Source organism: Microbispora sp. KK1-11, assembly GCF_006874435.1.
In the GTDB taxonomy this organism is placed as follows: Bacteria; Actinomycetota; Actinomycetes; order Streptosporangiales; family Streptosporangiaceae; genus Microbispora; species Microbispora catharanthi.
This window is the reverse complement of the sequence record NZ_VIRJ01000032.1, coordinates 99,408-125,972: the sequence shown is the minus strand read 5'-3', so window position 1 is coordinate 125,972 and position 26,565 is coordinate 99,408. Positions and strand designations below refer to the sequence as shown.

Here is a 26,565-nt window from a genome sequence, read left to right as displayed (position 1 = left end):
TCAAATCCGCCCCACCGGGACTTAATTTGACCCGAAACCCGCCGACCGACAGGAATTCGACCACCCCGTTTCCGGGGCAACCCCTCTAACTTACCCGAACCCCCAGCCCGGCGCAAAACCACCAGACTTGGAAGATCAAAAAGCACGAGGAGCCGCCGGCAACCAGCCGCGCACACACAAGACAACCACCGAAGTGATCGAAGAGGAGTGCGCCGAACCGCGCCGACACCACAAGATTACCAGGGTCCGGCACCGCCATGACCCGGTTCGAGAACAACGCCCCAACGGCGCGGGCTATTCCCCGCCGGGGCCGGCCGGACCTCGGGCGTCTGACCGTCCAACACACCAACCCGTCACAGCTATTCCCGCAGGTCGCGGCTCGGAGCGCGCCCCGCCCCCCGTACGCGGCAAAACGGGCAAGCGAGCGGGGACAACCAGATCCGTGTCTCAGGCATCTACTTAGCGCCGCGGCGATCAGCCGGCACGGCACGGACGATCGGGGAGGCACGACGTGAGGGACGACAGCCGCGCATGGCCGTCGTCCCCGCGCTCCGCGACGGCTCCACGTGGCCGTCGTTGTCCCACGCAACCGAACGTCAAGCCGCTCGCAATCGCCCCGCGCTACGAAGACGATGCGGAAGTCCCCGTACGGCGCCAACCCGGCCGCCCGGACTTTCGTCGCTGGAGGTGGCCATCATCATGCGGTCGGAGTTCGACGACATCCGTGCCCACATCACCGCCGAGCCGCCGCGGCCGAGCGAGTTGCTCGAGCTCGCGCACTCGCTGCTCGACGACCTGGAGCAGCTGCGAACCCGCGAGGCGATCCTGCGCTCGCACTACCTCGCTCTGCTGACCGCCGCTCGCGCCACCCTGGCCGCGGACGCCACCGGGCACCCGGCGGCGCTCACCTTCCTCCAGCACGAGCTGGCCGAGCACGGGCAGCTTCCCGACGGTGAGCAGGCGCAGCGGATCCTGTCGGACGCCGTGGCCGCGCAGTCCATGCTCGCCCACCTGGACGAGCATGCGGAACCCCGGCGGTCCCGCGTCGCCCGCGGCCCCATCTGCGGCGGTGTCAGCCGCAGTCTGCGGGGCTGAGCGGCTCAGCCGCCGGGGATGAGCTCGTGTACGAAGACGACGTTGGGGTAGGCCGGGTTGTCGGTGTACCCCTGGACGTTGCCCAGGTAGGCCCGCTGGTAGTTGGACACCCACGGCACCGCCACCACGGCCTCCTCCTCGATGAGCCTCCTCTGGAGTTCGGCGTACGCCCTCTCCGCGGCGGGACGGTCGTTCGTCAGCAGTGACGGCAGGCGGTCGATCTTCGCGTCGACGTCCCTGTCCTTGAGGTAGGTGAGGTTGAAGGACACCGGCTCAGCGCTGTGGAAGACGTTGAGGAACCACGAGTACGCGTCGGCGTAGTCGGGCCACCAGTACATGACGAGGATGTCCTGACGCTTGGCCGGGTCGGCGGACTTGCCCTGGTTCCACTGGTCGTTCCACTGCATCGCCTTCGCATCGAGCTGGACGTTCAGCTCGTCGAGCGCGCTCCTGAGCTTGCGTACGAGCAGTTCCTCGTCGTCGTCCCCCTGCGCGTACGTCAGGGTCAGGCGCAGAGGCCTGCCGCCCGGGCCGTACCCCGCCTCGTTCAGCAGCGCGGCGGCCCCGGTCAGGTCCTGCTTCGGGGTGAGGCCGGGCGTGTGCCCGAGGAGGCCCTCGGGGACGAGACCGGAGGCGGGGGCCCCCGCCCCCTTGAGCGCAGTGATCAGGCCGTCGTAGTCGACGGCCTTCTGCATCGCCTTGCGCAGCCGTACGTCCGTCAGCGGGCCCGAGGCGGTGTTGAACAGCACGAGCATGTTCTGGAACGACGGCACCTGGAGGGTGCGCACGCCCGCGGTCGCGCGGGCCCGCCGGTACAGCTCGGGGTTCAGCCGTTGCACGTAGCTCGCCTCGCCGCGCAGCAGCAGCCGGTAGGCCCTGTCGAGGTCGGGCGTCACGCGGAACTCGATGTTCCGGTAATGCGGGCCTTCCCAGCCGCCCCAGTAGCGGTCGAAGGCGCGCAGCACCAGTTCCTTCTCGCGCCCCTTCTTCCAGCTCGCCACGGTGTACGGCCCCGAGCCCGCGTCCCGGCCGGCCTGGAACCACTTCTTGAGGTCGCCCGTGCCCGCCGCCTGGGTGTCGTAGATGTACGCGGCGTAGTCGGCTGAGGCGATCAGGTCGAGGGGGGCGGCGTACTTGAGCCGGAACTCCACGGTGAGCGGGTCCTTGACCGTGATCTGCTGGACCGAGTCCCAGACGTAGGCCGCTCCTGCGCCCATCCGCTTGGTGCGCTCGACGGACGCCTTGACCGCGGAGCCGTCCACCGGCCGCCCGGTGTGGAAGACCATGCCGGAACGCAGGGTGAACGTCCAGACCTTGCCGTCGGACGAGGCCTGCCAGCGCTCGGCCAGGCGCGGCGCGGCTCTGCGCGTCCGGGGGTTGTACATCGTCAGCGAGTCGTAGATGTTCTGCATCGACATGATCTCGTTGGAGTACGAGCTCGCGGGATCCCAGTCGGTGACGACGTCGAGATTGGACAGGTAGACGAAGGTCGAGTCCTTCGCCGACGGAAGGTTCGCGGCCGAGATCTCCCGGACCTCACCCCCGCCGCAGCCCGCGAGAGCCAGCACGGCCATCACTCCCAGCACGAGTAAACGGCGCATGCGTGCGGGTCCTTTCCGTGTCTACCATGATCGACGCTACTGCAAGATCACGATCAGACACGATATTTCCGGCTAATTGATCACAGGCCTCTCATCCGACCCACCCCGCTGCTAGTCTCTATCCCTGTCACAAAAAGGTTTTATGTGAGGCTTGTCCCTCACTGGGCGAGGTGCCATGAGTCCGCGCAGGCGTGACCGGCCGATCAGGTCCCGGCTCATCGGCCTGCTGCTCGTACCGCTCTTCTCGCTGGTCGCCCTGTGGGCGGTCACCGCCGGCGTCACGATCGGCGAGAGCCTGAGTCTGCGTACGTACAACACGCTGTGGTCCACGCTCCGGCGGCCCGCCGACTCCCTCATCGTCGACCTGCAGACCGAGCGCCTGACCACGGCCCGATACCTCGGCTCGCACCGGACGCCCGACCGCGACGCCATGGTCCTGCAGCGCCAGCGGACCGACAAGACCAGGGACAAGCTCCGCACGCTGGCCCTGTCCGGCTCCTCCCGCTCGGCCACCACTCCGGCCATGCGTACGCAGGTCGACGAGATGCTGGCGGGGCTCAGCCGGATCGACGAGATCCGGGCGGAGATCGACGAGGGGCTCTCCGAGCGGCTGCGTGCCATCGAGACCTACAACCTGGTCAGCGACTCGATCTACCGCATGCACTACAGCCTGGCGCTGATCGACGACATCCCGATCTACCAGCAGTCGCGCGTGGTGATCTCGCTCGGGTACGCCAAGGAGCTGCTGACCCGGGAGCAGGCGCTGGAGGCGGCCGCCGGCGCCTCCGGCCTCACCGACGAGGAACGCAAGCTGTTCACCCAGCTCGTGGGCAACCGCCGCTTCCTCATCGACCAGGCGCTGCCCGAGCTGGACGCCGGCCTGCGCCAGCTCCACGTCAACCTGATCACCACTCCGCTCTACCAGCGGCTGCGGCTGCAGGAAGAGCAGATCATCGCGGCGCCCAAGCTCTCGACGCGTACGCAGCGCGTGTGGCAGTCGACCTCCGACGACCTGGCCGAGTCGTTCCAGAAGGCGCAGACCGAGGCGGCGGCCCTGCTCGCCGAGCGCGCCGCGCCGATCGCCGACTCGATCCTGCGGCGGGCCGTGCTGGCCGGGGGCTTCGGCCTCCTCGCGGTCGTCGCCTCGATCCTGATCTCGCTGCGAGTCGGCGGACGCCTCGCCCGCGAGCTGGCCGACCTGCGGCAGGCCGCGCTCGACCTCGCGAACAAGCGGCTGCCGGACGTGCTGGTCAAGCTCAAGCGGGGCGACGACGTCGACGTGGCCACCGAGGCGCCCCCGCTGCAGACCGCGGGCGGGACCGCCGAGATCCAGGACGTGGGCCGGGCCTTCTCGACCGTGCAGGAGACCGCGGTGGAGGCCGCGATCGGGCAGGCCCGCCTGCAGCGGGGCGTCAGCCAGGTCTTCCTCAACCTGGCGCGGCGCAGCCAGACGCTGCTGCACCGGCAGCGGACCCAGCTGCACGGCATGCAGCGCCACACGACCGACCCGGACATGCTGGAGGAGCTGTTCCGGCTCGACCATCTGACGACCCGCATGCGCCGCCACGCCGAGGGCCTGATCATCCTGTCGGGCAACGCCCCGGGCCGCGCCTGGCGCAAGCCCGTCCCGATGTACGACGTCGTACGCGGGGCCGCGGCCGAGACGGAGGACTACGCCCGGGTGAACGTGCTGCCGATGGAGGACCACGGGCTCGACGGCGCCGCGGTGGCCGACGTCATCCACCTCATCGCCGAACTGATCGAGAACGCCACGATCTTCTCGCCGCCGCACACCACCGTGTCGGTGCGCGGCGAACTCGTCGGCATGGGCTTCGCGGTCGAGATCGAGGACCGCGGGCTCGGCATGACCAAGGAGCGGCTCGCCGAGCTGAACGAACGTCTGGCCAACCCGCCGGAGTTCGACATCGCGGACACCGACCGCATGGGGCTGTTCGTCGTCGCGCGCCTGGCCGTACGGCGGGACATCCGCGTGACCCTGCGGCCCTCGCCCTACGGAGGAACCACCGCCATCGTGCTCATCCCATCCGCGCTCATGGTTGGCCCCAAGGATCCCGATCTCGCCCGTCTCGCCGCGGGAGAGGTCACCCCGGAGGACATCATCCTCGCCTCGCTGCAACGGGGGCCACAGGAGAACGAGAACACCGGCGAGGAGGACCGAAAGTGACGGAACGCATGCAGGACCAGTGGCTGGACGAGGAGGCCGGGCCGATCGTCCCGGCCTACGCCCTGACCCGCGGACGCGTGCGGCCCTCCAGCCAGGAGATCGACCTCGTCGCCATCGTCACCGCGATCGGCGGGCCCACGCCGGTGAGTCTCGGTCCCGAGCAGTGGATGATCCTCAGCCTGTGCGCCCGCCCGGCGTCGCTGGCGGACATCGCCGCGGCGATCGACCTGCCGCTCGGCGTCGTACGGGTGCTGGTGGGCGACCTCCACGAGCAGGGTCTCGTGCAGGTGCGCCCGCCCGCCAACGTCGCGCGCTTCCCCACCCCCGGCATCCTGACCGAGGTGATCAGCGGCCTTCGCGCGCTGTGACCCTCCTCCGTCAGGGGCGCCGGGTCAGAGCGCGTGCGGGTAGTGCCGCGCGGCGTGCTCAGGGGTGATGTAGCCCTCCCGCAGGTCGGCGCGCACGGCCTCGGGGTCGCGCTCGGCGGGCGGGCCGTACCCGCCTCCCGAGCCGGTGCGCAGGTGCACGACCGCGCCCTTGGGCAGGAAGACCCGCGTCTTCAGCGAGAACTCCTCGGCGTGCCCGTCGGGATACTCCACCGTGAGCCGGTTGGGCCGGCCGGGCAGGCCGCCCTCGAGTCCCCAGGGCGCCAGCGCGGTCCTGGCCAGGCCCGCGGTGAGGTACTGGTCCTCCAGGATGCGGAAGGACAGGTCGAGCCCCAGGCCGCCGCGGTGACGGCCGGGTCCGCCGGAGTCCTCGGCCAGGGCGAGCCGCTCGATCCGCCAGGGGTTGCGCGCCTCCCACACCTCGGCGGGGGTGAAGCGGGTGGCCGACTCCGAGATGTACATGAGCGCGCTCGCGCCGTCGGCCGACGGTGAGGCGCCCTGACCCACCGGATGGGGGGCGCCGTCGGCCCACGGCTCGCCGGTCGCCTCGCGGTTGCCCCACCACACCAGGGCGTTGATGTCCCCGCCGCTGGCGGCCGGCACCGATTCCGGCACGGCCTCGGCCAGCGCCCTGATGATCAGCTCGATGGCGTGGTCGGAGGGGATGCCGTACATGAAGCAGGGCGCCGGCCGTACGGGGTGGAACAGCGAGCCGAGCCGGGTGACCAGCTCCAGCGGGCGGAAGTGGCCCTCGTTGGGCTGCTCGCCGGCCCCGGCGAGGAAGGCCACCGCGATCCGTACGGCCGCCACGGTGGACGGCAGCGGGCAGTTGACCGGCCCGCCGACCTGGTCGGGGCAGTCGGTCAGGTCGACGGTCACCGACGAGCCGTCCACGACGACCCGGACGCCGAACGGGATCGGCGTGCCGTTCACGCCGTCGGAGTCGATGACGCTGGACGCCTGGTAGACGCCGTCGGGCAGGCGCTCGAACCAGCCGCGCACCAGCGCCTCGCCGTGGGCGTACATGCGGGCGACGCAGCGGCGGAAGGTGTCCAGGCCGTGCCGCCGCACCAGCGCGCCGAGGGCCTCCGCCCCGGTCCGCGCCCCGGCCACCATCGCGTTGATGTCCCCGATGACCATCTCCGGCATCCGGCTGTTGGCCAGGATCATCCGGTAGACGTCGCTGACCAGCCGCCCGGCGTCGTACAGCTTGACCCCGGGGAAGATCGTGCCCTCCTGGTGGACGTCGACCGTGTCCGTGCAGTAGGGGTCCTTGCCGCCGATGTCGAGCCAGTGGGCCTTGATGGCCGAGTACGCGACCAGCGTGTCGTCGTGGAAGATCGGCACCACCATCGCCGCGTCCTGCGGGTGGGAGCCGGTGCCGTACGGGTCGTTGTAGAGGATCACGTCGCCGGGGCTGAGCGCGGCGGGACCGCCGACGCCCTCGACGGCCTCCCTCACGCAGAAGCCCAGGGTGCCCATGAACGCCGGCAGCGTCGGGGCCTGCGCCAGCATGCACATGTCGGCGTCGTAGAAGGCGACGGCGAAGTCCAGCGCCTCGTAGATGATCGGCGAGAACGCGGTGCGGATCAGCGACTGCTTCATCTGGTCGGCGGCCGCGTTGAGGCCCTGCCGGATGATCTCGGTGGTGACGGGGTCGGCGCCGTCGCCCAGCCCGGGGTGGACCTCCGCGTATCGGGTGCGGACGATGGTCATGGGCGGTCCTTCCGTGTGATCATGAGACAGCCGCTCTCGTGCGTCTCCACCGCGAATCCGGCGTCCACGTAGGTCGTCGCGGTCGGCTCCACCACCAGCAGCGGGCCCTCGGCCACGCCGTCCAGGTCCTCCCGCCGTACGACCGGGGCCTCGGTCCAGGCGCCCCGGCGGAACGACCACAGCCGCGTCGTCCCCCGCCCGCCCTCGCCGGCCGGCGGGGCAGGCACCATCGGGCGGTCCGCGTCGAGGACCACCCTGCCGGTCGCCCGTACGGTGACGATCTCCAGCGGGTCGGGCAGGGTGTGGCCGAAGGCCCGGTGGTACGCCTCGGAGAACCGGGCCGACACGGCCGCCACGTCGTCCTCACCCAACCGCACCGGGATCGTCAGCGTGTGCTCCTGTCCCCGGTGGCGCAGGTCGAGGTCCACCTCGCGTACGGCTCCGGGCTGGGCGAGCCGCTCGAACAGCGCCTCCGCCACCCGCTCGACCAGCGGCAGCGCCTCGTCGTCCAGGGGACGCACCATCGTGCGGGCGGCCGACCGCACGATGTCGGCCTGCACCAGGCCGACGGCGGAGAAGTTGCCCGCGTTGGGCGGCACGACCACGGTGTCCACGTCGAGCTCGTCGGCGAGCAGGCAGCCGAACACCGGCCCCGCGCCGCCGAAGGCGACGACGGCCGCGCCGCGCGGGTCCACGCCCCGCTCCACCGTCACGCCGCGCACGGCCTGGGCCATGTGCGCGGCGGCGATCCTGACCACGCCCACCGCGACCGCGTCCACGCCGTCGATGCCGGTCGGCCCCGCGAGCGGCGCCAGCGCGCGGGCCGCCGCGTCCTCGGACAGTTCGATGCCGCCGGAGATGTGCCCGCGGGGGATCATGCCGAGGTGCAGGGCGGCGTCGGTCACCGTGGGCTCGGTCCCGCCGCGCTGGTAGCAGGCGGGCCCGGGGTCGGCGCCCGCGCTGCGCGGGCCGACGCGCAGCAGGCCGCCCGCGTCGGCGTACGCCACGGAGCCGCCGCCCGCGCCCACCGATCGCACGTCCACCCAGGGGCTCTGCAGCGGCAGGCCGACGACCTCGCCCTGGTAGAGCAGCGGAAGCCGCCCGTCCTCGATGAGCGCGGTGTCGAAGCTGGTGCCGCCCACGTCGGCGGCGACGGCCGTGCCGATGCCCAGGGAGGGGCCGAGCGAGGCGGCCAGGCGGGCGGTGGCGGCGGCCCCGGCCACCGGGCCGGACAGGATCGTCTCGAACGGCCGCGCCGCGGCCTCGGCCAGCGCCAGCGCGCCGCCGCCGGACCGGGTCACGAGCAGCTCGCCCGTGAAACCCCTCGCCCGCAGCTCGTGGTCGAGGTTGTGCAGGTAGGGGCCCATGCGGTGGCGGACGAAGGCGTCCACGACCGTGGTGCAGGTGCGCTCGTACTCCCGGTACTCCCCCGAGACCTCGTGCGACAGCGAGACCGGCCCGGCGAACCCGGCCTGCCTGAGCAGCTCGGCCGCCCGTGCCTCGTGCGCGGGGTTGGCGTAGGAGTTGACCAGCACGATCGCCACGGCGTCCACGCCCTCGGCCGCGAACACCTCGGCGGCCCGCCGCACGTCCTCCGGCTCCAGGTCGCATGCGACCGAGCCGTCGGCGGCCACCCGCTCGGTCACCTCCAGGCGCAGCCGCCGGGGCACGAGCGGCGGCGGCGGGGTCCAGAACAGGTCGTAGGGGTCGTCGCGGTCGCCCCTGCGGATCTCCAGCACGTCGCGGAACCCGGCCGTGGTGATCAGGCCGACGGTCGCGCCCCGCCTTTCGAGCAACGCGTTCAGGCCCACGGTGGTGCCGTGCACGAAGTGGCGGCAGCGCGCGAGCAGCTCCGCCGGCACCGCCGCGTCGACCGCGGCGAGGACCCCGCGTTCGGGCGCGGACGGTGTGGTGGGCTGTTTGGCGACCCTGATCTCGCCGGTCGCGGCGTCGTGCAGGACGAGGTCGGTGAAGGTGCCGCCGACGTCCACTCCGATGACCGTTGTCATGCCTGGCAACGTAGATGCGGCCGCGCGCCGCGTCGATGTGTCCTCACGACGACGAGATCGGCGTTGTTGTCCCCGGGAGACAGTCGTGGTCGAGCACCACGTGGCAGGCGAGCTGAAGCGCGAAGCGGGTCTGCGGGTCGGACAGGTCGGCGTCGAGCGCCTCGGCGATGCGCCTGATCCGGTGGGCCACCGCGTTGGGATGCAGGCTGAGCAGCTCGGCCGCCCTGGTGCGGGAGCCCCAGCTGTCCAGGTAGGCCTTCAGCGTGGGCACCGCGTGGGCGCTGAGCGCCCCGAGGCGTTCCAGCGGGGCGAGCATGTCGCGGGCGGCCACCAGCGCGCTCTCGCTGCCGCTCAACTCCGCGAGGAGCGCGTGGACCCCGAGCCTGTCGAACCTGACGACCTCTCCGGCCGCGGCGCGTGCGGCGGCCGCCCGCGCCTGCGACGCCGTACGGCGCAGCCCGTCCGGCCCCGCCTGGCAGGTGCCGACCCCTGCTCCCAAGCTCCCTGCCCCCAAACCCCCTGGCCCCACGCCCGACGGCCACGGTGCCGACGGCGGGCAGGGCAGGCCGGCGCCGAGAGTCGTCCGCTCGTCGGCGGTGAGGAGCACGAGCACGCCGTCCTGCCACCGGGTGACCAGCGGCGGCGCGGACAGCTCGGCCGTGCCCCCGAGGCCCCCGTCGCCGAGGCCTCCGTCGCCGAGGCCCGCATCGCGAAGTCCCCCGTCCCCACCAAGTCCCAGTGCGCCGGGCAGCGTGGCGGCGGTTGCGCGCGCCTCGCGGAGCACCGGATCCGCCGCCCCCGGGGCCGCCTCACCGCCGGGGTCGCGCAGGAAGACCGCCACGTGCCAGCCGTCCACCGGCACGCCCTCGTGCCGGGCGCGCCGGGCGGCGGTCCGGGTGTCCTTGGCGCCGAGCAGGGCCAGCAGCGCGCGCTCGCGAGCCGCCTCCGCCTCCCGCGCGGCCGCCCGCACCCGGCCGAGCGTGGTCGCGACGACCTGGGCGACGATCGCCGCCGCCGGGTCCTCGCCCTCCCAGCACACGTAGCCGTCCGGCCGGCCGCCGACCCGAATCACGGTCGCGTTGGCCGCCGGGTCGGCCAGGTCGGCGACCACGTACGCGACCCCGACAGAGGCGGACGCCGCGCGCAGGATGTCGTCCTCGCCCGCGCCCTCCATCGCGCCGATGCCGTCGATCGCCTCGCGCGTACGGCGCAGCAGCAGCCCGGGGTCGGCGCGTACGGCCGCGCTGAGGCCGAGCACGGTGTCCGACAGCGAGTGGTCGGAGGCGCCGGCGAGCAGCGCGACCCGCTCCCGCCTGGCCAGCTCCACCGTCTCCCTGGTGGTGCCCGAGGGGCCGGGCAGCACGATCCCGGCCAGGCCGCCGCGTCCGGCCAGGCGCAGCGCGTCGAGCACGTCGCACGACCGCATGGCGTGGCGGGACAGGATCGCCAGCGCGCCGGGGGCCGCCGCGGCCAGTTCGCGCATCTCGTCGACGAGGACGACGCTGCCGACCTCACGGGCGTCCCAGGGCCCGGCGACGAGCGTCAGCCTGCGGCCCGCGGGCGTCCTGAGCAGGTCACTGACGCGGCGCATCGGGGGTCTCACCTCCGTGGGGGACGCGCGGAGCCGAGGAGCCCGGGGTGTGCAGCACCTCCTCCGCGCGGTGGCATGCCACCTTACGCCCCTCGACCTCGCGCGCCTGCGGCGTCTCCTCCCGGCAGCGGTCCACTGCGAGAGGGCAGCGCAGCCGGAACGGGCATCCCGTCGCCGCCGCGGCCACCTCGGTCCGCCCGGCGGCGCGCGGCGGCTCGCCGCCCAGGCGCGGCACCGCGTCGCGCAGCGCCCTGGTGTACGGGTGGGCCGGCCGGGTGAGCAGCTCCCCGGTCGGGCCGGACTCGACGACCCGCCCGGCGAACAGCACCGACGACGTACGGCACAGCCGCCCCACGACGCCGAGGTTGTGCGTGATGAGCAGGTAGCCGAGCCCGCGATCCGCGGCCAGCCTCTCCAGCAGGTCGAGGATCCTGGCCTGCACGGTGACGTCGAGCGCGCTCGTGGGCTCGTCGAGCACCAGCAGCCGCGGCTCCACGGCCAGGGCGCGGGCGATGGCCACCCGCTGCCGCTGGCCGCCGGACATCTCGTGCGGCCTGCGGGCGGCGAGCGCGGGGTCGAGCCCCACGTCGGAGAGGAGCGCGGCGACCCGCTCCCGCCGCTCGGCCCCGGACATGCGGTGGTGGGTGGTCAGTGCCTCGGTGATCGACGCCCCGGCGGTCATGCGGGGGTCGAGCGCCTCGCTGCCGTCCTGGAAGACCGGCTGCACGGCCCGGCGGAACTCGGCCCGGCCGGCCCTGCCGAGCCCGGCCAGGTCGCCGGCGCCGTACCGGACGACGCCGGAGCGCGGGCGCATGAGGCCGAGCAGCGCGCGGGCGAGCGTGGTCTTGCCCGAGCCGCTCTCCCCGATCAGGCCCACCCCGCCCTCGTCCACGGCGAGGCTCACGTCGTGGACCACCGCCGTCGCGCCGTACGCGAGGGTGACCCCCTCGGCGGCGAGCAGAGTCATGCCCCCTCCCCCTCGTCGAAGTCAGCGGGTTCCGGTAACGCGGGCACCGCGGCGATCAGCTCACGGGTGTAGGGGTCGGCCGGCCGGGCGAACACCTCGGCGGCGGACCCGCTCTCCACCACGGCGCCGTCGCGCATCACCACGACCCGGTCGGCGATCGTGGAGACCAGCGCGAGGTCGTGGGAGACCAGCAGCACGGCGAGGCCGCGCTCGTCACGCAGCCGGCGCAGCACCGCGACCACCTCGGCCTGCACGGTCACGTCCAGCGCGCTGGTCGGCTCGTCGGCCAGCACGACCTGCGCGCCGAGTGCGAGGGCCAGCGCGATGGCGAACCGCTGGGCCTGGCCGCCGGACACCTGGTGGGGGTAGCGGCGCAGGATCTCGGGATCGAGCAGCACCGCGCGGACCCCCTCCTCGGCCCGCTCCCGCGCGTCCGCGCCCTTGACGCCGTGCCGGGCGAGCGCGCGGCGCATGAGCGTGCCCAGGCGCATGGTCGGATTGAGCGCGGCCTGCGGGCTCTGCATCACCAGGGCGGCCCGCGAGCCGCGGATCTCCCGCAGCCGCGCCGGGCTCGCCGTGAGCACGTCCACGTCGCCGACCGTGATCCGGCCGGAGACGTCCGCGCCGTGGACGAGGCCGAGCGTGCTGAGCAGCGTGGTCGTCTTGCCCGACCCGCTCTCGCCGACGATCGCCACGCATTCCCCGGCGGCCACGTCGAGCTCAGGAACCGACGCGATCACCCGGTCGCCGATCCTCACGACGAGGTCCTTCACGCTGATCAAACTCATCGCGACAGCCTCGCCCTCAGTCCCTCGCCGAGCACGTTGAACGAGAACGCGGTGACCAGGATGGCGAGGCCGGGGAAGGTCACCACCCACCAGTCGGTGGTGAACAGCGACTGGCCCTGCTGGACCATCAGCCCCCACTCCGAGGTCGGCTCGTGGGCGCCCAGCCCGAGGTACGACAGCGCGGCGGCGGTGAGGATGACCCCGCCGCCGTCCAGCGACAGCTGGACCAGCACCGGCGTGAGCGAGTTCGGCAGCACGTGCCGCAGCACGATGAGCGGGGCGGGCACGCCCAGGCAGCGCGCGGAGTCGACGAATCCCCGGGTGGCCACCGACGTGGCGACCGACGCCGTGAGCCGGGCGTACCAGGGCCACCAGGTGACCGCGATCGCCACGATCACGGTGGTCACGCTCGGCTGGAGCACCACGGCGAGCGCCAGCGACAGCAGCAGCGCGGGGAAGGCGAGGAAGACGTCGGTCACCCGCATGATCACGTCACGGGCCCAGCCGCCGGCGTACCCGGCGACCACTCCCAGGACGACGCCGGCGACGCCGCTGACGGCCAGCACCGCGACGGCGATCAGCAGCGAGGTGCGGGCGCCGAACAGGACCCGGCTGAGCACGTCGCGGCCGACCTGGTCGGTGCCGAACCAGTGGGCGCCGCTCGGCGGCAGCAGCGCCTCCAGGGGATGGGTGGCCGAGCCGCCGTCCTCCGGGTAGGGGGCGATCCACGGCGCGAGCAGCGCCGCCAGCACGACGACGCCCAGCAGCACGGCCCCCGCCACCGCGAGGCGGTCCACCCCCGCCAGGCGCCGCAGCGGAGTACGGCGGAACGTGGTCAGGGCCGGAGCGGTCATCGCGCCCTCACCCTCGGGTCGACCACGCCCTGGAGGAGGTCCACGGCGAGGTTGGCGACGACGTACAGCACGGCGACCAGCAGTGTGACCCCGGCGATGGCCGGGGTGTCGAGCGAGCGGATCGAGTCGGCGGCGTACCGTCCGAGGCCCGGCCAGTTGAACACGGCCTCCACGAGGAAGCCGTTGACGATCGAGTAGGCGAAGACGAGCGCGATGAGCGACAGCACCGGGTTCAGCGCGGGGCGCAGGGCGAACCGGGTGAGCACCGCGGTCTCGCCGAAGCCGAGCGCGCGCTCCAGCCGGGCGTGGTCGCGCGACGACTCCTCGATGAGGGCGGCCCTGGTCATCTGGGCCACCACCCCGGCCGGGTACGCCGCGATCACCAGGGCGGGCAGCACCATGTGCGCCAGCGTGCTCGTGAGGATCGGCCAGTTGCCGGTGATCAGCGCGTCCACGGCCGTGATGTTGGTGTAGAGGTGCAGGGGGCTGGTCCGGTCGAGCGACGCGTCGTACTCCCCGGCGACGGGGAACCAGCCGAGCCCGCTGGCGAAGACCGTCTGCAGGGCCAGGGCGAGCCAGAACACCGGCACGGACACGGCCAGCATCGACGACAGCCGCACCGACAGGTCGGGCAGGCGGCCCTTGTAGCGGGCGGCGGCGATCCCCAGCGGGATTCCCACGACCAGGGCGATGATCAGCGCCGCGCCCACGAGTTCCAGGGAGGCGGGGAACGCCTGGAAGAGGTCGTCGCGCACGGGCTGCCGGGTGTGCAGGCTGGTCCCCCAGTCACCGCCCAGCAGGTCGCGCACGTAGTTCCACAACTGCACCGGCAGCGGGTCGTCCAGGCCGAACCGCCGCCGGGCGTCGGCGAGCTCGGCCGCCGTCGCCTTCGGCCCGGCGTACGCAACGGCCGGGTCGCCGGGCACCAGGCGCATGATGGCGAACGTGAGGACGATCACGCCGGCCACGACCAGGACGGCCTGGCCGAGCCGGCGGATCAGGTACCTCGGCATGATCAGGCGCCGGGCTTCAGGTCGTAGACGAACACCACGTTGGGGTAGGCCGGGTTGTCCACGTATCCCTGGACCGACTTGGCGAAGGCCCGCTGGTAGTTCTGCACGTACGGCACGGCCACCGCCGCCTGCTCGCCGATGATCTTGTTTTGGAGGTCGGCGTACGCCTTCTCCGCCGCGGCCTTGTCGGTCGCGGTGAGCGCGGGCAGTTCGTCGATCTCCTTGTCGATCGCCGCGTCCTTCAGGTAGGAGAGGTTGAACTGCACGTCCTTCTCGCTGTGGAAGACGTTGACGAACCACGAGTAGGCGTCGGCGTAGTCGGGGAACCAGTACATGACGAAGACGTCCTGGCGCTTCGACGGGTCCTTCGCCTTGCCCTGGTCCCACTGCGTGGTCCACTGCAGCGGCTTGGCCGACAGCTTCACGTTCAGCTTGTCGAGCGCAGAGGAGAGCAGCGTGACCAGCAGTTCCTGGTCGCTGTCGCCCTGGGCGTAGGTCAGCGTCAGGTCGAGCTGCTTGCCGCCGGGGCCGTACCCGGCCTCCTTGAGCAGCGCCTCGGCGCCCGCGAGGTCCTGCTTGGGCGTCATGCCGGGGATGTTGCCGAGCAGGCCCTCGGGGACCAGGCCGCTTGCGGCCACGCCCGAGCCCTTCATCGCCGCCACGAGGCCGTCGTAGTCGATCGCCTTCTGCAGGGCCTGGCGAAGCTTCACGTCCTTGAGCGGGCCGTCGGCCGTGTTGAACAGCACGAGCAGGTTCTGGAACGACGGCGTCTGCGAGGTCTGCACCGTGTCCGTGCTGCCCGCCTGGGCGAACAGCTGCGAGTTGAGCCGCTGGACGAACGACACCTCGCCGCGCTGCAGCAACTGCCAGGCGGTGGTCAGCTCGGGCGTGACCCGATAGGCGACCTTCTTGTAGTGCTGGCCGTCCCAGCCGCCCCAGTAGTCGTCGAACGCCTTGAGCGTGAGCTCGGTCTCCTTGCCCTTCTGCCAGCTCTCGATCGTGTACGGCCCGGAGCCCGCGTCGTGGCCCTCGCCGAACCACTTCTTCAGGTCGCCGGAGGCGGCCGTGGTGTCGTAGACGTACGACGCGTAGCCGGCCGAGGCGACCAGGTCGAGCGGCGTGGGGTACTTGAGCGTGAACTCGAGCGTCGTGGCGTCCTTGGCCTCGATCTTCTTGACCGCGCCCCAGATGTAGGCCGCGCCCTGCCCCTCCTTGATCGTGCGCTCGATCGCGGCCTTGGCCGCGGCGGCGTCCACCGGCTTGCCCGTGTGGAACTTCACGCCCTCGCGCAGCGTGAACGTCCACTTCTTGCCGTCGGGCGAGGAGGTCCACGAGGCGGCCAGCCGCGGCTCGGCCTTCTTCGTCTGCGGGTTGTAGCGGGTCAGCGACTCGTAGATGTTCTCCATCGCGATGTTCTCGTTGGAATACGAGCTCGCGGGGTCCCAGTCGGTGACGACGTCCAGGTTGGGGACGTACACGAACGTGCTGTCGGCCGCGCCTCCGGCCGAGCCGGCCGAGGAGCCGGGCTGCGGGGTGGAGTCGGCGGCGCCGCGGACCTGCCCGCCCGAGCAGGCCGCGGCGGTGACCGTCACGGCGGTCACGGCTCCCGCGGCGAGAAGACGCTTGTGCCAGCGCATGTGAGGGAGTTCCTTTCCTATCCGGCCTGCCGGGCGAGGGGGCCGGCGGCCTTGACGTGCAGGCGCACCGCGGGCTCAGGAAGGTAGCTGAGAGGGATCTCGCTGAGCTCGACGATCTGAACGGTTGCGGGGTCGGCCCCGGCGGCGACGGCCCGCGCGGCCGCCTCCTCCTTGGCGTTGTCGATCAATCTAGCCCTGGAGCTCCCGCCTCCAGAAGCGGGCACGATCGTTTCGAGCCTGCCGCTGGCGAGGGCGATGGCCGCGCCCACGGCGTTGGCCACCTCGGCGTGCGCGGGACGGATCACCTCACGCGCCCCGGGCACCTGATCGGCCAGCAGGAACGCGCCGCCGCCGACCGCCACGAGCGGCCGGTCGGACCGGCCGAGCGCCACCCGGTCCACCGCGTCCGCGACGGCCTCGTCGGCCGCACGTACGGCCCGGGCCAGTCGCTCGTGCCACTCCTCGGGGACGGGACGGGTGCCCACCGCTCCCCGCCCGGCCACCACCGCGGCGTCGGTCATGGTGGGGGTGGAGCCGCCGAAGACGAGCGCCTCCGTGCCGATCCGGTAGCCCACAGAACGCGGCTCCGCCCCGACGATCGTGCCGCCGCCGAGCGCGATGGACAGGATGTCGGGCATCCGGAAGTTGGTCGTGACCCCGCCGATCTCGACCGCCGCGGCCGACTCCCGGGGGAAGCCGCCCACGAGCACGCCGAGGTCGGTCGAGGTGCCGCCGACGTCGGCCACGATCGCGTCCGTCACGCCCGACAGGTACGCCGCGCCGCGCAGCGAGTTGGCCGGCCCCGAGCCGATGGTCAGCACCGGGTAGCGGGCCGCGTAGTCGACGGCCATCAGCGTGCCGTCGTTCTGCGCGAAGTACGTCTCGACCTCCAGGCCCCTCGCCTCGAGGGCCCCGCGCAGCGCGGCGGTGACGTCGCGGGCCACGCCGTACAGGGCGGCGTTGAGCACGGTCGCGTTCTCGCGCTCAAGCAGGCCGAGCGAGCCGATCTCGTGGCTGAGGCTCACCGGCACGTCGCCGATCTCGGCACGGATGATCTCGGCGACCCGGTTCTCCTGGTCGGCGCTCGCCGGGCTGAACACGCCCGCGACGGCGACCGCGTCGGCGGGCGTGCTGGCCACGAACTTCCTGACCGCGTCCACGTCGAGAGGCGCGATCTCGCGCCCGTCGACGAAGTGCCCGCCCCGCACGATCGCGGTTCCCGCCGCGACGGTGTCGCGCAGGTCGTCGGGCCACTCGCTGAGCGGCGGCACGGACGTGGTCGCCGGGGCGCCGAGACGCAGCACGGCCACCCTGCCGAGCGCACGCCGCTCCAGGATGGCGTTGGTCGCGTGGGTGGTGCCGAGCATCACCCGCTTCACACGCTTTTCCAGGCCCGGCTCGGGCAGCTCGGCGAGGACCGCGTCGAGCGCCGCGCGCAGGCCCTCGGTCACGTCGGGGCTGGTGGGCCGCTTGGCGGCGGCGAGGACCCGGTCGTCGTCGTCCAGCACCACCGCGTCGGTGTTGGTGCCGCCCACGTCGATGCCGACCCGCAGCGTCGTCCTCATGCGATCTTCTCCACCGGCAGGTAGTCCATGTCGTAGCCGAACGCCCGCGGGCCCGCCGTCTCCAGGCCCTTCGGCGTACGCCACAGGGGGTCGCAGGGCCAGGCGAGCACGGTCACCCGCTGGCCGTACCGCAGCCCCTCGGTCTGGATCGCCGTCGCCGTCTGGCTGTCGACCACCGTGATCAGGTCGGGCACCATGGCCCTGACCCTGCCGTCCTCGACGGCGACGAGGTTCTCGTTCTGGATCTCCAGGGTCAGCGTCCTGCCCCGGTCGTCGCCGGTGCCCTCGATCGTCGCCGTGCCCCGGGCGAACCCGCCGGTGGTCCTGCGCTCCAGGTCGGCCAGCTTGCCGGCGATCAGCCGTACGGCGCCGAGCTCCGCGGTCAGGGCGGCCAGCGGGTCGGCGGCGCCCTCGGTCGCCCGGCCGACCGCGATCGCCCGGCTCACCGTGCCCTCGATCACCGCGCCCGCGCACTCGCGCGCGGTCAGCACGTAATCGGCCATCAGGGCGCTCGACCCCGCCGCCACGCAGACGGCGCGCGCGATCTGCTCCGACCACAGGCCATCGACCGGCCTGATCGTCACGACGTTGCCGACGACGTCGGTCATGACCACGAGGTTGGCCGGGATCCCGGCCACGTACATCGAGACCATCTGGACCTCGGGGAAGGCCCGGCCCATCGCGTCGGCGTCGAGCAGCGGCAGCCCGAGCCTGGCCGCCCAGGCCACCGGGGCGACGCCGTTGCCGCCGCCGATCTCCGAGGACATGACCGCGGCGGGCGGCCGGCCGAAGATCCGCTCGATCTCCTCGGCGATCCTGACCGGCTCGTCCGTGCCGTGGACCATCTCGTTGCTGACGGTCGGGGCACCGATCCCCGACAGCGGCAGCACGAGCGCGTCATCGGGCAATTCGTCCAGGGTGACCAGCGGCACCTCGCCGTGCTCGCGTATCGCGCGCCGGGCGGCGATGGCGCCGGGGCGGACGTCCCCGCCGCCGCCGGTGCCGAGCACGGCGCAGCCGCGGGCCAGCGCGGCGACGTCCTCCAGTGTGATGCGGGCCTGCATGCGGGGAGCCTTCACCACCGGACGGTCCCGCCTCAATGTCACTGTGCGACATCTATCGGGCGATTGTTGTCGCCCCGCGACAAGGCCGGAAAGGCGGCGCTCAGCTGAACGGGCTCAGTTGAACGGGCTCAGTTGAACGGGCTCAGTTGAACGGGCTCAGCGCAGCGGGTCGAACTCCCGCAGGACGGCGGGCTGCTTGCCGGTGGTGATCTGCTCGGCGAGGAGCCGTCCGGTGGCCGGGCCGTGGGCCAGGCCCCACATGCCGTGCCCGCCGGCGATGTAGACGCCCGGGGCGTCGGTCGCGCCGATCAGGGGTCGCCCGTCCGGCGTGACCGGCCGGGGGCCGACCCAGACGTCGGTGCGTTCCTCCCAGCGCACGCCCCGCAGCAGGGGGCGTGCCGAGGCGATGATCGCCTTCAGCCGGGCCTCGACGGCCGGAGCGTCCGGGTCGCGGAACTCCATCGTGCCCGCGACGCGCAGCCCGCCCTGGTAGGGGGTGCACGCCACCCGCACGTCCGGCAGGTAGATCGGGCCGGGGACGGGGTGGTCCACCGGCACGGTGAACGAGTAGCCGCGGCCGGCCCGCACGGGGACGCGTACGCCCCAGCGGCCCGCCAGCCGGGACAGCCAGGCGCCGGTGGCCAGCACCACCGCGTCGGCGGACAGGACGGAGCCGTCCCCGGCCACCACGGCGACCTTCCTGGCGTCGGTGCGCACGTCGGCGACCTCGTGCTTCTCGACCGTGGCGCCCCGGGCGACGACGGCCTCGCCCAGCGCGTGGACGAAGCGGCCGGGGTCGACGTAACGCTGCCCGTCGATCCGCACGCCCGCGGTCAACGCCTCCGAGGCGAGCGGCACGGCCTCGGCCAGTCGCCGTGCGTCCAGCGCGGTGTGGTCGACCGGCTGCCCGGCCTCGGCCATCCTGCGCAGCTCGTGGAGCAGGCCCTGGGCCTGGCGCGGCGTCCGGAAGCCGGCGGTGATCGGCGCGTCCTCGACGGGGGCGGCCACGCCGTTGGCGGCGAGCACCTCGTACGCCTCGATGCACTCGTCGTTGAGCGGCAGGTTGGCGCGCACGGCCCGGGTCCACGACGACCATCGGCAGTTGGCGGCGAAACGGGTGAGGAACGCCCACAGTCCCGGATCGACGGTCGCCGGGACGTGCAGCGGCGCGGCCGGATTGAGCAGCGAGCGCAGGCCGTACCGCAGCACGGAGGGTTCGTTCAGCGGGATGGCGAGGCCTGGCGCGATCCAGCCCGCGTTGCCCCAGGACGCGCCGGCCGCCACGCCCCGGCGGTCGACCACGGTGACCTCCACACCGCGCTCCTGCAGGAACCACGCGGTGGACAGGCCCACGATCCCCGCGCCCACCACGACGACCGACCGCGGCCAGTCGTCAACGCGCTCGGACATGTCCCACCTCCACACCAGGCGACTGCTTGCCCGGTCAGCATCGCCCGGACGACGCCGCGCAGCGTTGTAGCGGCCGCACAATCACGGCGTCCCTGTTGTGGGTTTCGGACAACCGCCTATTCGTCCTCGGCCGCCAGAGTGATGACCATGGCGAGGCGCTTGCGCGGGTCGTCCAGATCGAGCGGGGTCACCTCGCTCATCCTGCGCAGGCGGTTGCGTACCGTGTTGGCGTGCACGCCGAGCCGTTCGGCGGCGACCATGAGATCGCCCTGGGCCTCCAGCCACGCCCGTAACGTCGCCACGTAGTGGGTGTCGTGGAGCGCGTCGTGCCGGCGCAGCGCGCTCACCGGTCCACGTGCGGGGACGCGGCCCGCGCGCGCCGCGGCGCGCAACCGGTGCAGCAGGATGTCGTCCCAGGACTCGTCGTACGCGGGCGGCCCGCCGGCGGGCACGGCGCGGGAGGTCTCGTGCAGCGCCAGGCACTCCTCCGCCTCTCTGCGGCTCGCCGGCAGTTCCGCCGCCTGGGCCGCCGCGCCGATCCCGGCCGCGACGCGCACCCGCGGCGGCAGCCCCGCCCCCAGCGCGGCCACCCATTCCCGTGCCGCCGTCGCCCCCGCGTCCGGCAGGATCGTGTAGAGCGTGTCGCCGAGCAGCGTGCTCCTCCCGGGCCTGGACCAGCCGAAACCGGTGGTGGCCCGCTCGAAGGCCAGCAGGAGCATGGCGTGCGGCTCCTCGGAGGTGTGCGTGCGCACCGCGACGACCCGCATCTCCCGCGCGGCCAGTCCCAGGCGGCTGACCACGGTCGCGGCGTCGGCGGTGCCCTCCAGCAGCAGGACGACCAGGTCGGACTCCACCTGCCGTTCCAGGTCCGCGCTCGCCCGGGAGCGCAGCAGGTGCAACGCCACGGTGCGCGCGCCGTTCGCCAGCGCGGTGTGCCGCGTCCCGGTCAGCGGGCTGCCGCACGTCACCCATACCGACCCGAGCAGCTCCCGCCCGGCCCGCACCGCCACCACCATCCGCCCGGTCATGCCGTGCGACGGGTCCGGCTCGACGAAGATCGGCTCATCCGTCGCCGCCAGGCGGGCGAACACCCGGCGCGCCAGGAACATCTCCCGCAGCCGCTCCGGCACCTGCCGCACCAGGATCGTCTCCAGCCGGGCCGGGTCGCCCGCCTGCTGCGAGCGGGAGTACGCGAGCACCCGCGAGAGCGGGTCCTCGATGGTCACGGCGCCGCCGACGGCGTCCGCCAGGCTGTCGGCCAGCGCGAACAGGTCCGTGGGCCCCCGCCCCGACTCGGTCTCCCGTCCTTCCAGCACCAGTCCGTAGACCACTCCGACGAGGTGGCTCCACGAGACGGCGGGGTCGACGAGCATCACCGCCACGTCGTTGCTCTCGCCGGCCACGGTCGCCTCGCGCGCGGTCTCCGCGCCCGCCCGCACCAGGACCACCGTGGCCTGCGCAGTGACCGCCCACCGCACCGCCTCGGTCACCGACCCGGCTCCCACGGCCACGAGCACGTCACCGGTGACCCGGCCGTCGGTGGCGTCCGGCACCGCCACGCTGCGCAGCCGCGCCGAGCGCCTCTCGGGCCGCCCGCACAGCCGTACGCCGTACGCGCCCAGCACGTTGACCAGGCGATCCAACGTGATCATGCGCTACTCCCGCCCGAGATCGACGGCTGTGCCCGTATCGGACTGCACTGAACTGGACCGGACCCGTGGAAGACCGAAGGCCCGGTCTCCGTTTCCGGAGGCCGGGCCTTCGACTCTTGGTAGCGGGGACAGGATTTGAACCTGCGACCTCTGGGTTATGAGCCCAGCGAGCTACCGAACTGCTCCACCCCGCGTCGTTGTGTTTGAAGCTTACCGGCCGGCGGGGACGAGTGCCAAATCGGTTTCCCCTGCACGCACCGCGTCTGTCGCTGGGCCACCCGGAACCGGCGGCGCCCTGCTGAGCACCCCACGCGGTGGCGAGCGGATCACCAGGACAGCAGGAGCGGCACCTCGTCGAGGACCGGAGCCCTGACCTGTCCGGCCAGCAGCCCGCGCGCCCTCAGCAGTCGGATTGTGCTTCAGTCCGTGGAGTAGGAGATCCAGAACTTCGGTGGATCCGCCAAAGGGTCGATCACTTGATACCGGGCTTTCGGTGTCGGGTCGATGCTACGCAAAAGTGATCAGCCTCTGGCCGTTCGCCTCCTGCAACACGGCCAAGGCACCGGGGAGGCCCGCAGCAACTGTCGCGATGGCAATCCCCATCCCTGCCAGGCCATGGTGCTTGTGTGGATACTCAACTCGATGCAGGCCCGAAGCCGCGATCGCCGCCACCTCCCGCGGACGCTGCATCTGCCGCCCGTCGTTTGTCACAACCACCTGGAAGCCCTCAGCCGCCGCCAGCGGGTAAAGGCTCTCGTCGCGAGTGCCGGACCAACCAGGCATATCAAGCAGGTGAACGATCTCGTGATTCAGAATGAAGGCGGTGAGGGCCTGGTAGAGCGGCTTGGGGACATTCTCATCCAGCAGCAGCCTCACGCGGCCCTCTCGGGGGTCGTAGCTGTCGACGTAATCGGCGAAATCCGCGGCCTGCAGCGCGGCCGTCGCGGTGACGCTGGGGTAGTAGACAGGAATCCGATCAGCCGGAACGCCGTCCCGGAGGAGCGCGGCGACCTCGTCATAAGGCACCCGCGTGCCCTCGATCACCGGGATTCCACCCCTGACCGCCGGATCCACCGTGACGTGGTCACGCGGGCGCAGGAGGTCGGGAATATGGCGACCGTCTCGATAGAACGGTCGCAGGACGTCCACCATCTCGTGAATGACGATGTTCTTCTTACTGCGGACCAGATCGACGGCCTGAGCCGGCTCCACCAAGTAGATGCTGCTGCCGTCGGCCACGAGGCGGTACTCCGAAAGGTGCTCACGCTCTCCCAGATCGTCGCGGAGCGTGTCCAACGCCCTTCTGATCTTCTGCAGCGAAGCGTCATTGCGCAGCTTGACGCAGGTTCGCAACGCCATGACGTCCCTGAAGGAGTACAGGACGGGACGGACAGCGGAGATTTCGGGGACCAGCAGAGCCCCACGACCCGAACCGGCCTTCCGCCAGTGGGCGAGCTGGCGAAGCGTGGCACCCGACAGCGCCGCGGCGAGCTTCGGACTGTAGGACAACCGCTTCACCTCCTCCTACCGGGCATGCGGACGCTACACGGCCCATCATGGCAAAGATCTCCCCGATGTTCCCGGTCTTCCCGGCGTCCTATGCAGCCGATCATCGCCCCTGTTCAGAGGCCCGGGGCATATCCGCTCAGGTGGCGCCACCGCGTCCCACAGTGATCGTGAACCATCGCCCTGACAAGCCGGTCCAGCATGGCCGTCGTGAATACGCCGATTCGGCGCCTAACGGCTTGCACCATGGCCGGTTACCAGCCTTCGAACAAAAAGAAACCCCCGAACCCGTGGGTTCGGGGGTTTCCGCTTGGTAGCGGGGACAGGATTTGAACCTGCGACCTCTGGGTTATGAGCCCAGCGAGCTACCGAGCTGCTCCACCCCGCGTCGGCTCTTTGAGGTTATCCCGACATCGCGCGGGAGGCAAACCGAAGCCCCGCGCCCGTGGGGACGCGGGGCTCCGGAAGGGCTCAGCCGCTCGGTGTGGGGCTGGGAGTCACACCGGCCGGTGGACTCCCGCTCGGACTCGGGCTCCCGCTCGGAACCGGGGCCTGGGACGCCGCCGGGACGGGCGTCCTGCCCTTGAGCTTGGCCAGGTCGTCCAGCGCCTTCTTCAGCGAGGTCTGCGCGTCGCCGTACGCCTTCCAGTCGGGCGGGTCCGACGACAGCGCCTTCTGCGAATCGTCGTACGCCCGCTGGGCCCGGTCGAGCGCCGACGTCAGCGCCGAGGAGTTCTCCGGCGGAGTGACCTGACCGGGTGGCTGGTTCGCCGTCTGGTCGGGTGTCTGATCCGGCGGCGTGGCCACGGTGCCGCCGAACACCTGCTCCAGCGCGTTGCTGAGCGTGGGGCCGAAGCCGACCTTCTCGCCGTACAGCACGAGCACCCGGCGGAGGGTCGGATACTTGCCCGAGGTCTCCGCGCGCGGCTGGATGTAGACCGGCTCGACGTACAGCAGGCCGTTGCCGAACGGCAGCGTGAGCAGGTTGCCGTACAGCACGTCGGTGCCGCCGCCGCGCAGCAGGTTGAGCTCGGTCGACACCGAGGTGTTCGACTCGAACAGGTTCTGCGCCTGTGGCGGACCCTGGATCGCGGTCGTGCTCGGCAACTGGAGGATCTCCAGCGGCGGGTTCGGCGTGGCGGCCGTCGCGTCGACCGCCATGAACGCCGCCATGTTCTGCCGCTGGTTGGGCACGAACGTGGTCGTCAGCGAGAAGCGCTCGGTGTCGCTGCCCGGCATCTTCATCGTCACGTAGTACGGCGGCTGCTTGCTCTTGCCGGTCGCCGGGTCCTCGGGGACCTTCCAGAAGTCCTGGCCTCCGAAGAACGCGTTGGCGTCGGTGACGTGGTAGGAGGTGAGGATCTCCCGCTGGGCCTTGAACAGGTCGGCCGGGTAGCGCAGGTGGGCGCGCAGCGCCTGACTGATCTGCGACGCCGGCTTGACGACCCCGCCGAAGGCCTTCTCCCAGGTCTTCAGCACCGGGTCGGACTCGTCCCAGGCGTACAGGGTCACCGTGCCGTCGTAGGCGTCCACGGTCGCCTTGACCGAGTTGCGGATGTAGTTGATCTCGTCCCTGGGCACCTGCGGCACGCCGAGGCGGCTCGACTGCACGTCGGTGGTCAGCGACTCCAGGCTCTTGCGCTCGGAGTAGGGGTAGGAATCGGAGGTCGTGTACGCGTCCACGATCCACACGATCCGCCCGTTCACCACGGCCGGGTACGGGTCGCGGTCAAGCGTGAGGAACGGCGCGACCTGCTGGATGCGCTCCACCGGCTCGCGGTTGTAGAGGATGCGCGACTCGGCGTTGATGTTCGAGTTCAGCAGCAGGTTGGTCTCGCCGTACTTCACCGCGTAGAGCAGGCGGCGGAAGAAGTTCCCGATCGAGACGCCGCCCTTGCCCTCGTAGGTGCTGTTGACCTGGCCGGTGTTGTTCTGCTGGGCGGCGCCCGGCTGTCCCTGCTGCGGGTAGTCGAGCTCGATCTTCTTGCCCGACGCGGGGCCGCCGACGATCGAGTAGTCGGGCGAGTTCTCGCCGAAGTAGACGCGGGGCTCGTAGTCGCCGAGGTCGCCGACCGGCGGGATGTCGCGCTCGCTGAACTCCGGCAGGCCGCTGCTGTCCACCTTGTTGCCGGGCGCGGCGACGAAGCCGAAACCGTGTGTGTAGACCAGGTGGTCGTTGATCCAGTTGCGCTGCCCGTCCGGCGGGCGGCCGATCTCGCGGACCGCCACCACCGTGTCACGCGGCTTGCCGTCGACGGGATACCTGTCGATGTCGAGCTGCTCGGGGAACTGGTAGTAGCCCTTGATCTGCTGCTTCTGCTGGAACGTCGGCGACAGCAGGCTCGGGTCGAGCAGGCGCATGCCGGGGATGGCCGACGCCTCGGTCTGCAGCACGGAGGCGTCGGTGTCGGTCTTGGCGCTGTACTCCGTGACCTTCGCCGTATCGACTCCGTAGGCTTTTCGGGTCGCGTCGATGTTGCGCTGGATGTACGCCTGCTCCTTGCTCTGCTGGTTCGGCTTGACCTGGAACTGCTCGACCAGCGAGGGATACACGGTGCCGATCAGGACGGCCGACAGCACGAGCAGCCCGAACGCCACGCCCGGGAACATCCCGCCCGGCCTGATGACGCCGGCGAAGAAGATCAGCGCGCAGATGAGGGAGATGACCGCGAGGATCCCCTTGGCCGGGAGCACCGCGTGCACGTCGGTGTACGACGCGCCGAAGGTCTTGCCTCGGTCGGAGAAGACCAGGCTGTACCTGTCGAGCCAGTAGGCCGCGGCCTTGAGCAGGACGAACACGCCGAGCAGCACCGACAGGTGGGCCCGGGCGGCCCGGGTGGCGTGCACCCCGCCGGGTGAGGAGATCCGGAACCCGCCGTACAGGTAGTGCACGACCGTGGCCGCGATGATCGACAGCACCACGGCCGTGAACAGGAAGTTCAGCAGCATCCGCAGGAACGGAATCGTGAACACGAAGAACGACAGGTCGAGGCCGAACTGCGCGTCCTTCTCGTTGAAGGGCGTGCGGTTCACGAACTGCAGCCAGGTCCTCCACAGCCCCGCCGTGGACGAGCCCGTGAACAGGGCGAGGACGCCCATGCCGACCAGGAAGACCAGCCGCCGGTGCGGGTCGAGCGCGACGCGGTAGCGGTCGGCGCCCTGCGGCGCCCCGAACATCCCCGGCCCGAACATCGGGCGGGTGCGGTGCGCGAGCACCATGTTGCCGCCCACGATGACGATCATCAGGGCGGCGCCCACGACGAACAGCACCACCTGGGTGAGCAGCATCGTGGAGAACACCGAGGAGAAGTTCACCGAGTCGTACCAGAGGTAGTCGGTGTAGATCCCCGAGAAGACCAGCAGTAATACGACGATCGCCACGACGGCGATCAGCACGGGTATCAGAAGGCGCGGCCGTCGGGGCAAGCGCACCGCCCGTCCGGCTCCGGGGCTCCGGAAGCTCAACGCTCAACCCCTTGTCTCAGAATGGCAGGGCCATGATTGTCAGAGGGCAACGGTCCGTGCT

The 26,565-nt window shown here is 71.8% G+C and carries 18 protein-coding genes and 2 tRNA genes; 3 read left to right on the top strand and 17 right to left on the bottom strand.

Translation table 11 applies throughout. The annotated features are described in order from the left end of the window. The first annotated feature begins 687 nt into the window (after positions 1–687). Positions 688–1,095, top strand: coding sequence for a hypothetical protein (locus FLW16_RS34670; RefSeq protein WP_221891422.1), 408 nt, complete (start codon positions 688–690; stop codon positions 1,093–1,095). A 5-nt stretch (positions 1,096–1,100) separates the two neighbouring features. Here the strand turns inward: FLW16_RS34670 and FLW16_RS34665 are convergent, their stop codons facing one another. Further along, entirely contained in the window at positions 1,101–2,696 is a 1,596-nt protein-coding gene (locus tag FLW16_RS34665; protein ID WP_142564645.1) for an ABC transporter substrate-binding protein, read from the bottom strand. A 175-nt stretch (positions 2,697–2,871) separates the two neighbouring features. Between FLW16_RS34665 and FLW16_RS34660 the strand changes: the two genes are divergently transcribed. Then, complete coding sequence (locus FLW16_RS34660; RefSeq protein WP_142564643.1) at positions 2,872–4,881, top strand: nitrate- and nitrite sensing domain-containing protein; 2,010 nt, start codon at positions 2,872–2,874, stop codon at positions 4,879–4,881. Further along, positions 4,878–5,249, top strand: coding sequence for a DUF742 domain-containing protein (locus FLW16_RS34655; protein WP_260615897.1), 372 nt, complete (start codon positions 4,878–4,880; stop codon positions 5,247–5,249). The genes FLW16_RS34660 and FLW16_RS34655 overlap by 4 nt, the downstream gene beginning before the upstream one ends. Before the next feature lie 24 nt (positions 5,250–5,273). Here the strand turns inward: FLW16_RS34655 and FLW16_RS34650 are convergent, their stop codons facing one another. From FLW16_RS34650 to FLW16_RS34570, 16 genes are all read right to left on the bottom strand, one after another. After that, positions 5,274–6,983 (bottom strand): hydantoinase B/oxoprolinase family protein, encoded by a 1,710-nt coding sequence (locus FLW16_RS34650; RefSeq protein WP_142564641.1) that lies wholly within the window; start codon positions 6,981–6,983, stop codon positions 5,274–5,276. After that, a complete protein-coding gene (locus FLW16_RS34645; protein ID WP_142564639.1) occupies positions 6,980–8,992 on the bottom strand; it encodes a hydantoinase/oxoprolinase family protein in 2,013 nt (670 codons plus the stop codon). Before FLW16_RS34645 ends, FLW16_RS34650 begins: the two co-directional genes overlap by 4 nt. A 43-nt stretch (positions 8,993–9,035) precedes the next feature. Next, entirely contained in the window at positions 9,036–10,583 is a 1,548-nt protein-coding gene (locus FLW16_RS34640) for a helix-turn-helix domain-containing protein (protein WP_142564638.1), read from the bottom strand. Next, positions 10,567–11,550 (bottom strand): ABC transporter ATP-binding protein, encoded by a 984-nt coding sequence (locus FLW16_RS34635; protein WP_142564636.1) that lies wholly within the window; start codon positions 11,548–11,550, stop codon positions 10,567–10,569. Before FLW16_RS34635 ends, FLW16_RS34640 begins: the two co-directional genes overlap by 17 nt. Further along, complete coding sequence (locus tag FLW16_RS34630) at positions 11,547–12,338, bottom strand: ABC transporter ATP-binding protein (RefSeq protein ID WP_142564634.1); 792 nt, start codon at positions 12,336–12,338, stop codon at positions 11,547–11,549. Before FLW16_RS34630 ends, FLW16_RS34635 begins: the two co-directional genes overlap by 4 nt. Next, positions 12,335–13,192, bottom strand: coding sequence for an ABC transporter permease (locus tag FLW16_RS34625; RefSeq protein ID WP_142564631.1), 858 nt, complete (start codon positions 13,190–13,192; stop codon positions 12,335–12,337). Before FLW16_RS34625 ends, FLW16_RS34630 begins: the two co-directional genes overlap by 4 nt. Next, positions 13,189–14,205 (bottom strand): ABC transporter permease, encoded by a 1,017-nt coding sequence (locus FLW16_RS34620; RefSeq protein WP_142564629.1) that lies wholly within the window; start codon positions 14,203–14,205, stop codon positions 13,189–13,191. Before FLW16_RS34620 ends, FLW16_RS34625 begins: the two co-directional genes overlap by 4 nt. 2 nt (positions 14,206–14,207) lie before the next feature. Beyond that, positions 14,208–15,842 (bottom strand): ABC transporter substrate-binding protein, encoded by a 1,635-nt coding sequence (locus FLW16_RS34615; RefSeq protein WP_142564627.1) that lies wholly within the window; start codon positions 15,840–15,842, stop codon positions 14,208–14,210. Positions 15,843–15,859: 17 nt separating this feature from the next. Further along, complete coding sequence (locus tag FLW16_RS34610; protein WP_142564625.1) at positions 15,860–17,407, bottom strand: hydantoinase/oxoprolinase family protein; 1,548 nt, start codon at positions 17,405–17,407, stop codon at positions 15,860–15,862. Beyond that, positions 17,404–18,486 (bottom strand): DUF917 domain-containing protein, encoded by a 1,083-nt coding sequence (locus FLW16_RS34605; RefSeq protein WP_260615896.1) that lies wholly within the window; start codon positions 18,484–18,486, stop codon positions 17,404–17,406. Before FLW16_RS34605 ends, FLW16_RS34610 begins: the two co-directional genes overlap by 4 nt. A 141-nt stretch (positions 18,487–18,627) precedes the next feature. Continuing rightward, positions 18,628–19,881 carry an FAD-binding oxidoreductase gene (locus tag FLW16_RS34600; protein WP_142564623.1) on the bottom strand — a complete coding sequence of 418 codons (1,254 nt, stop codon included), beginning with the start codon at positions 19,879–19,881 and terminating at the stop codon, positions 18,628–18,630. Between the two features lie 116 nt (positions 19,882–19,997). Further along, positions 19,998–21,533: a CdaR family transcriptional regulator gene (locus FLW16_RS34595; RefSeq protein WP_142564621.1), complete on the bottom strand. Its 1,536-nt coding sequence runs from the start codon at positions 21,531–21,533 to the stop codon at positions 19,998–20,000. Positions 21,534–21,650: 117 nt separating this feature from the next. Continuing rightward, positions 21,651–21,727 (bottom strand) — tRNA-Met (locus FLW16_RS34590). Positions 21,728–22,040: 313 nt separating this feature from the next. Further along, the gene (locus tag FLW16_RS45595; protein ID WP_260615895.1) at positions 22,041–23,051 is read right to left on the bottom strand and encodes a DUF433 domain-containing protein; all 1,011 of its coding nucleotides are present in this window, start codon (positions 23,049–23,051) and stop codon (positions 22,041–22,043) included. Between the two features lie 299 nt (positions 23,052–23,350). Further along, positions 23,351–23,427: transfer RNA gene (locus FLW16_RS34575), tRNA-Met, on the bottom strand. 83 nt (positions 23,428–23,510) lie between these two features. Beyond that, entirely contained in the window at positions 23,511–26,435 is a 2,925-nt protein-coding gene (locus FLW16_RS34570; protein WP_312847178.1) for a UPF0182 family protein, read from the bottom strand. Between the last annotated feature and the right edge of the window lie 130 nt (positions 26,436–26,565).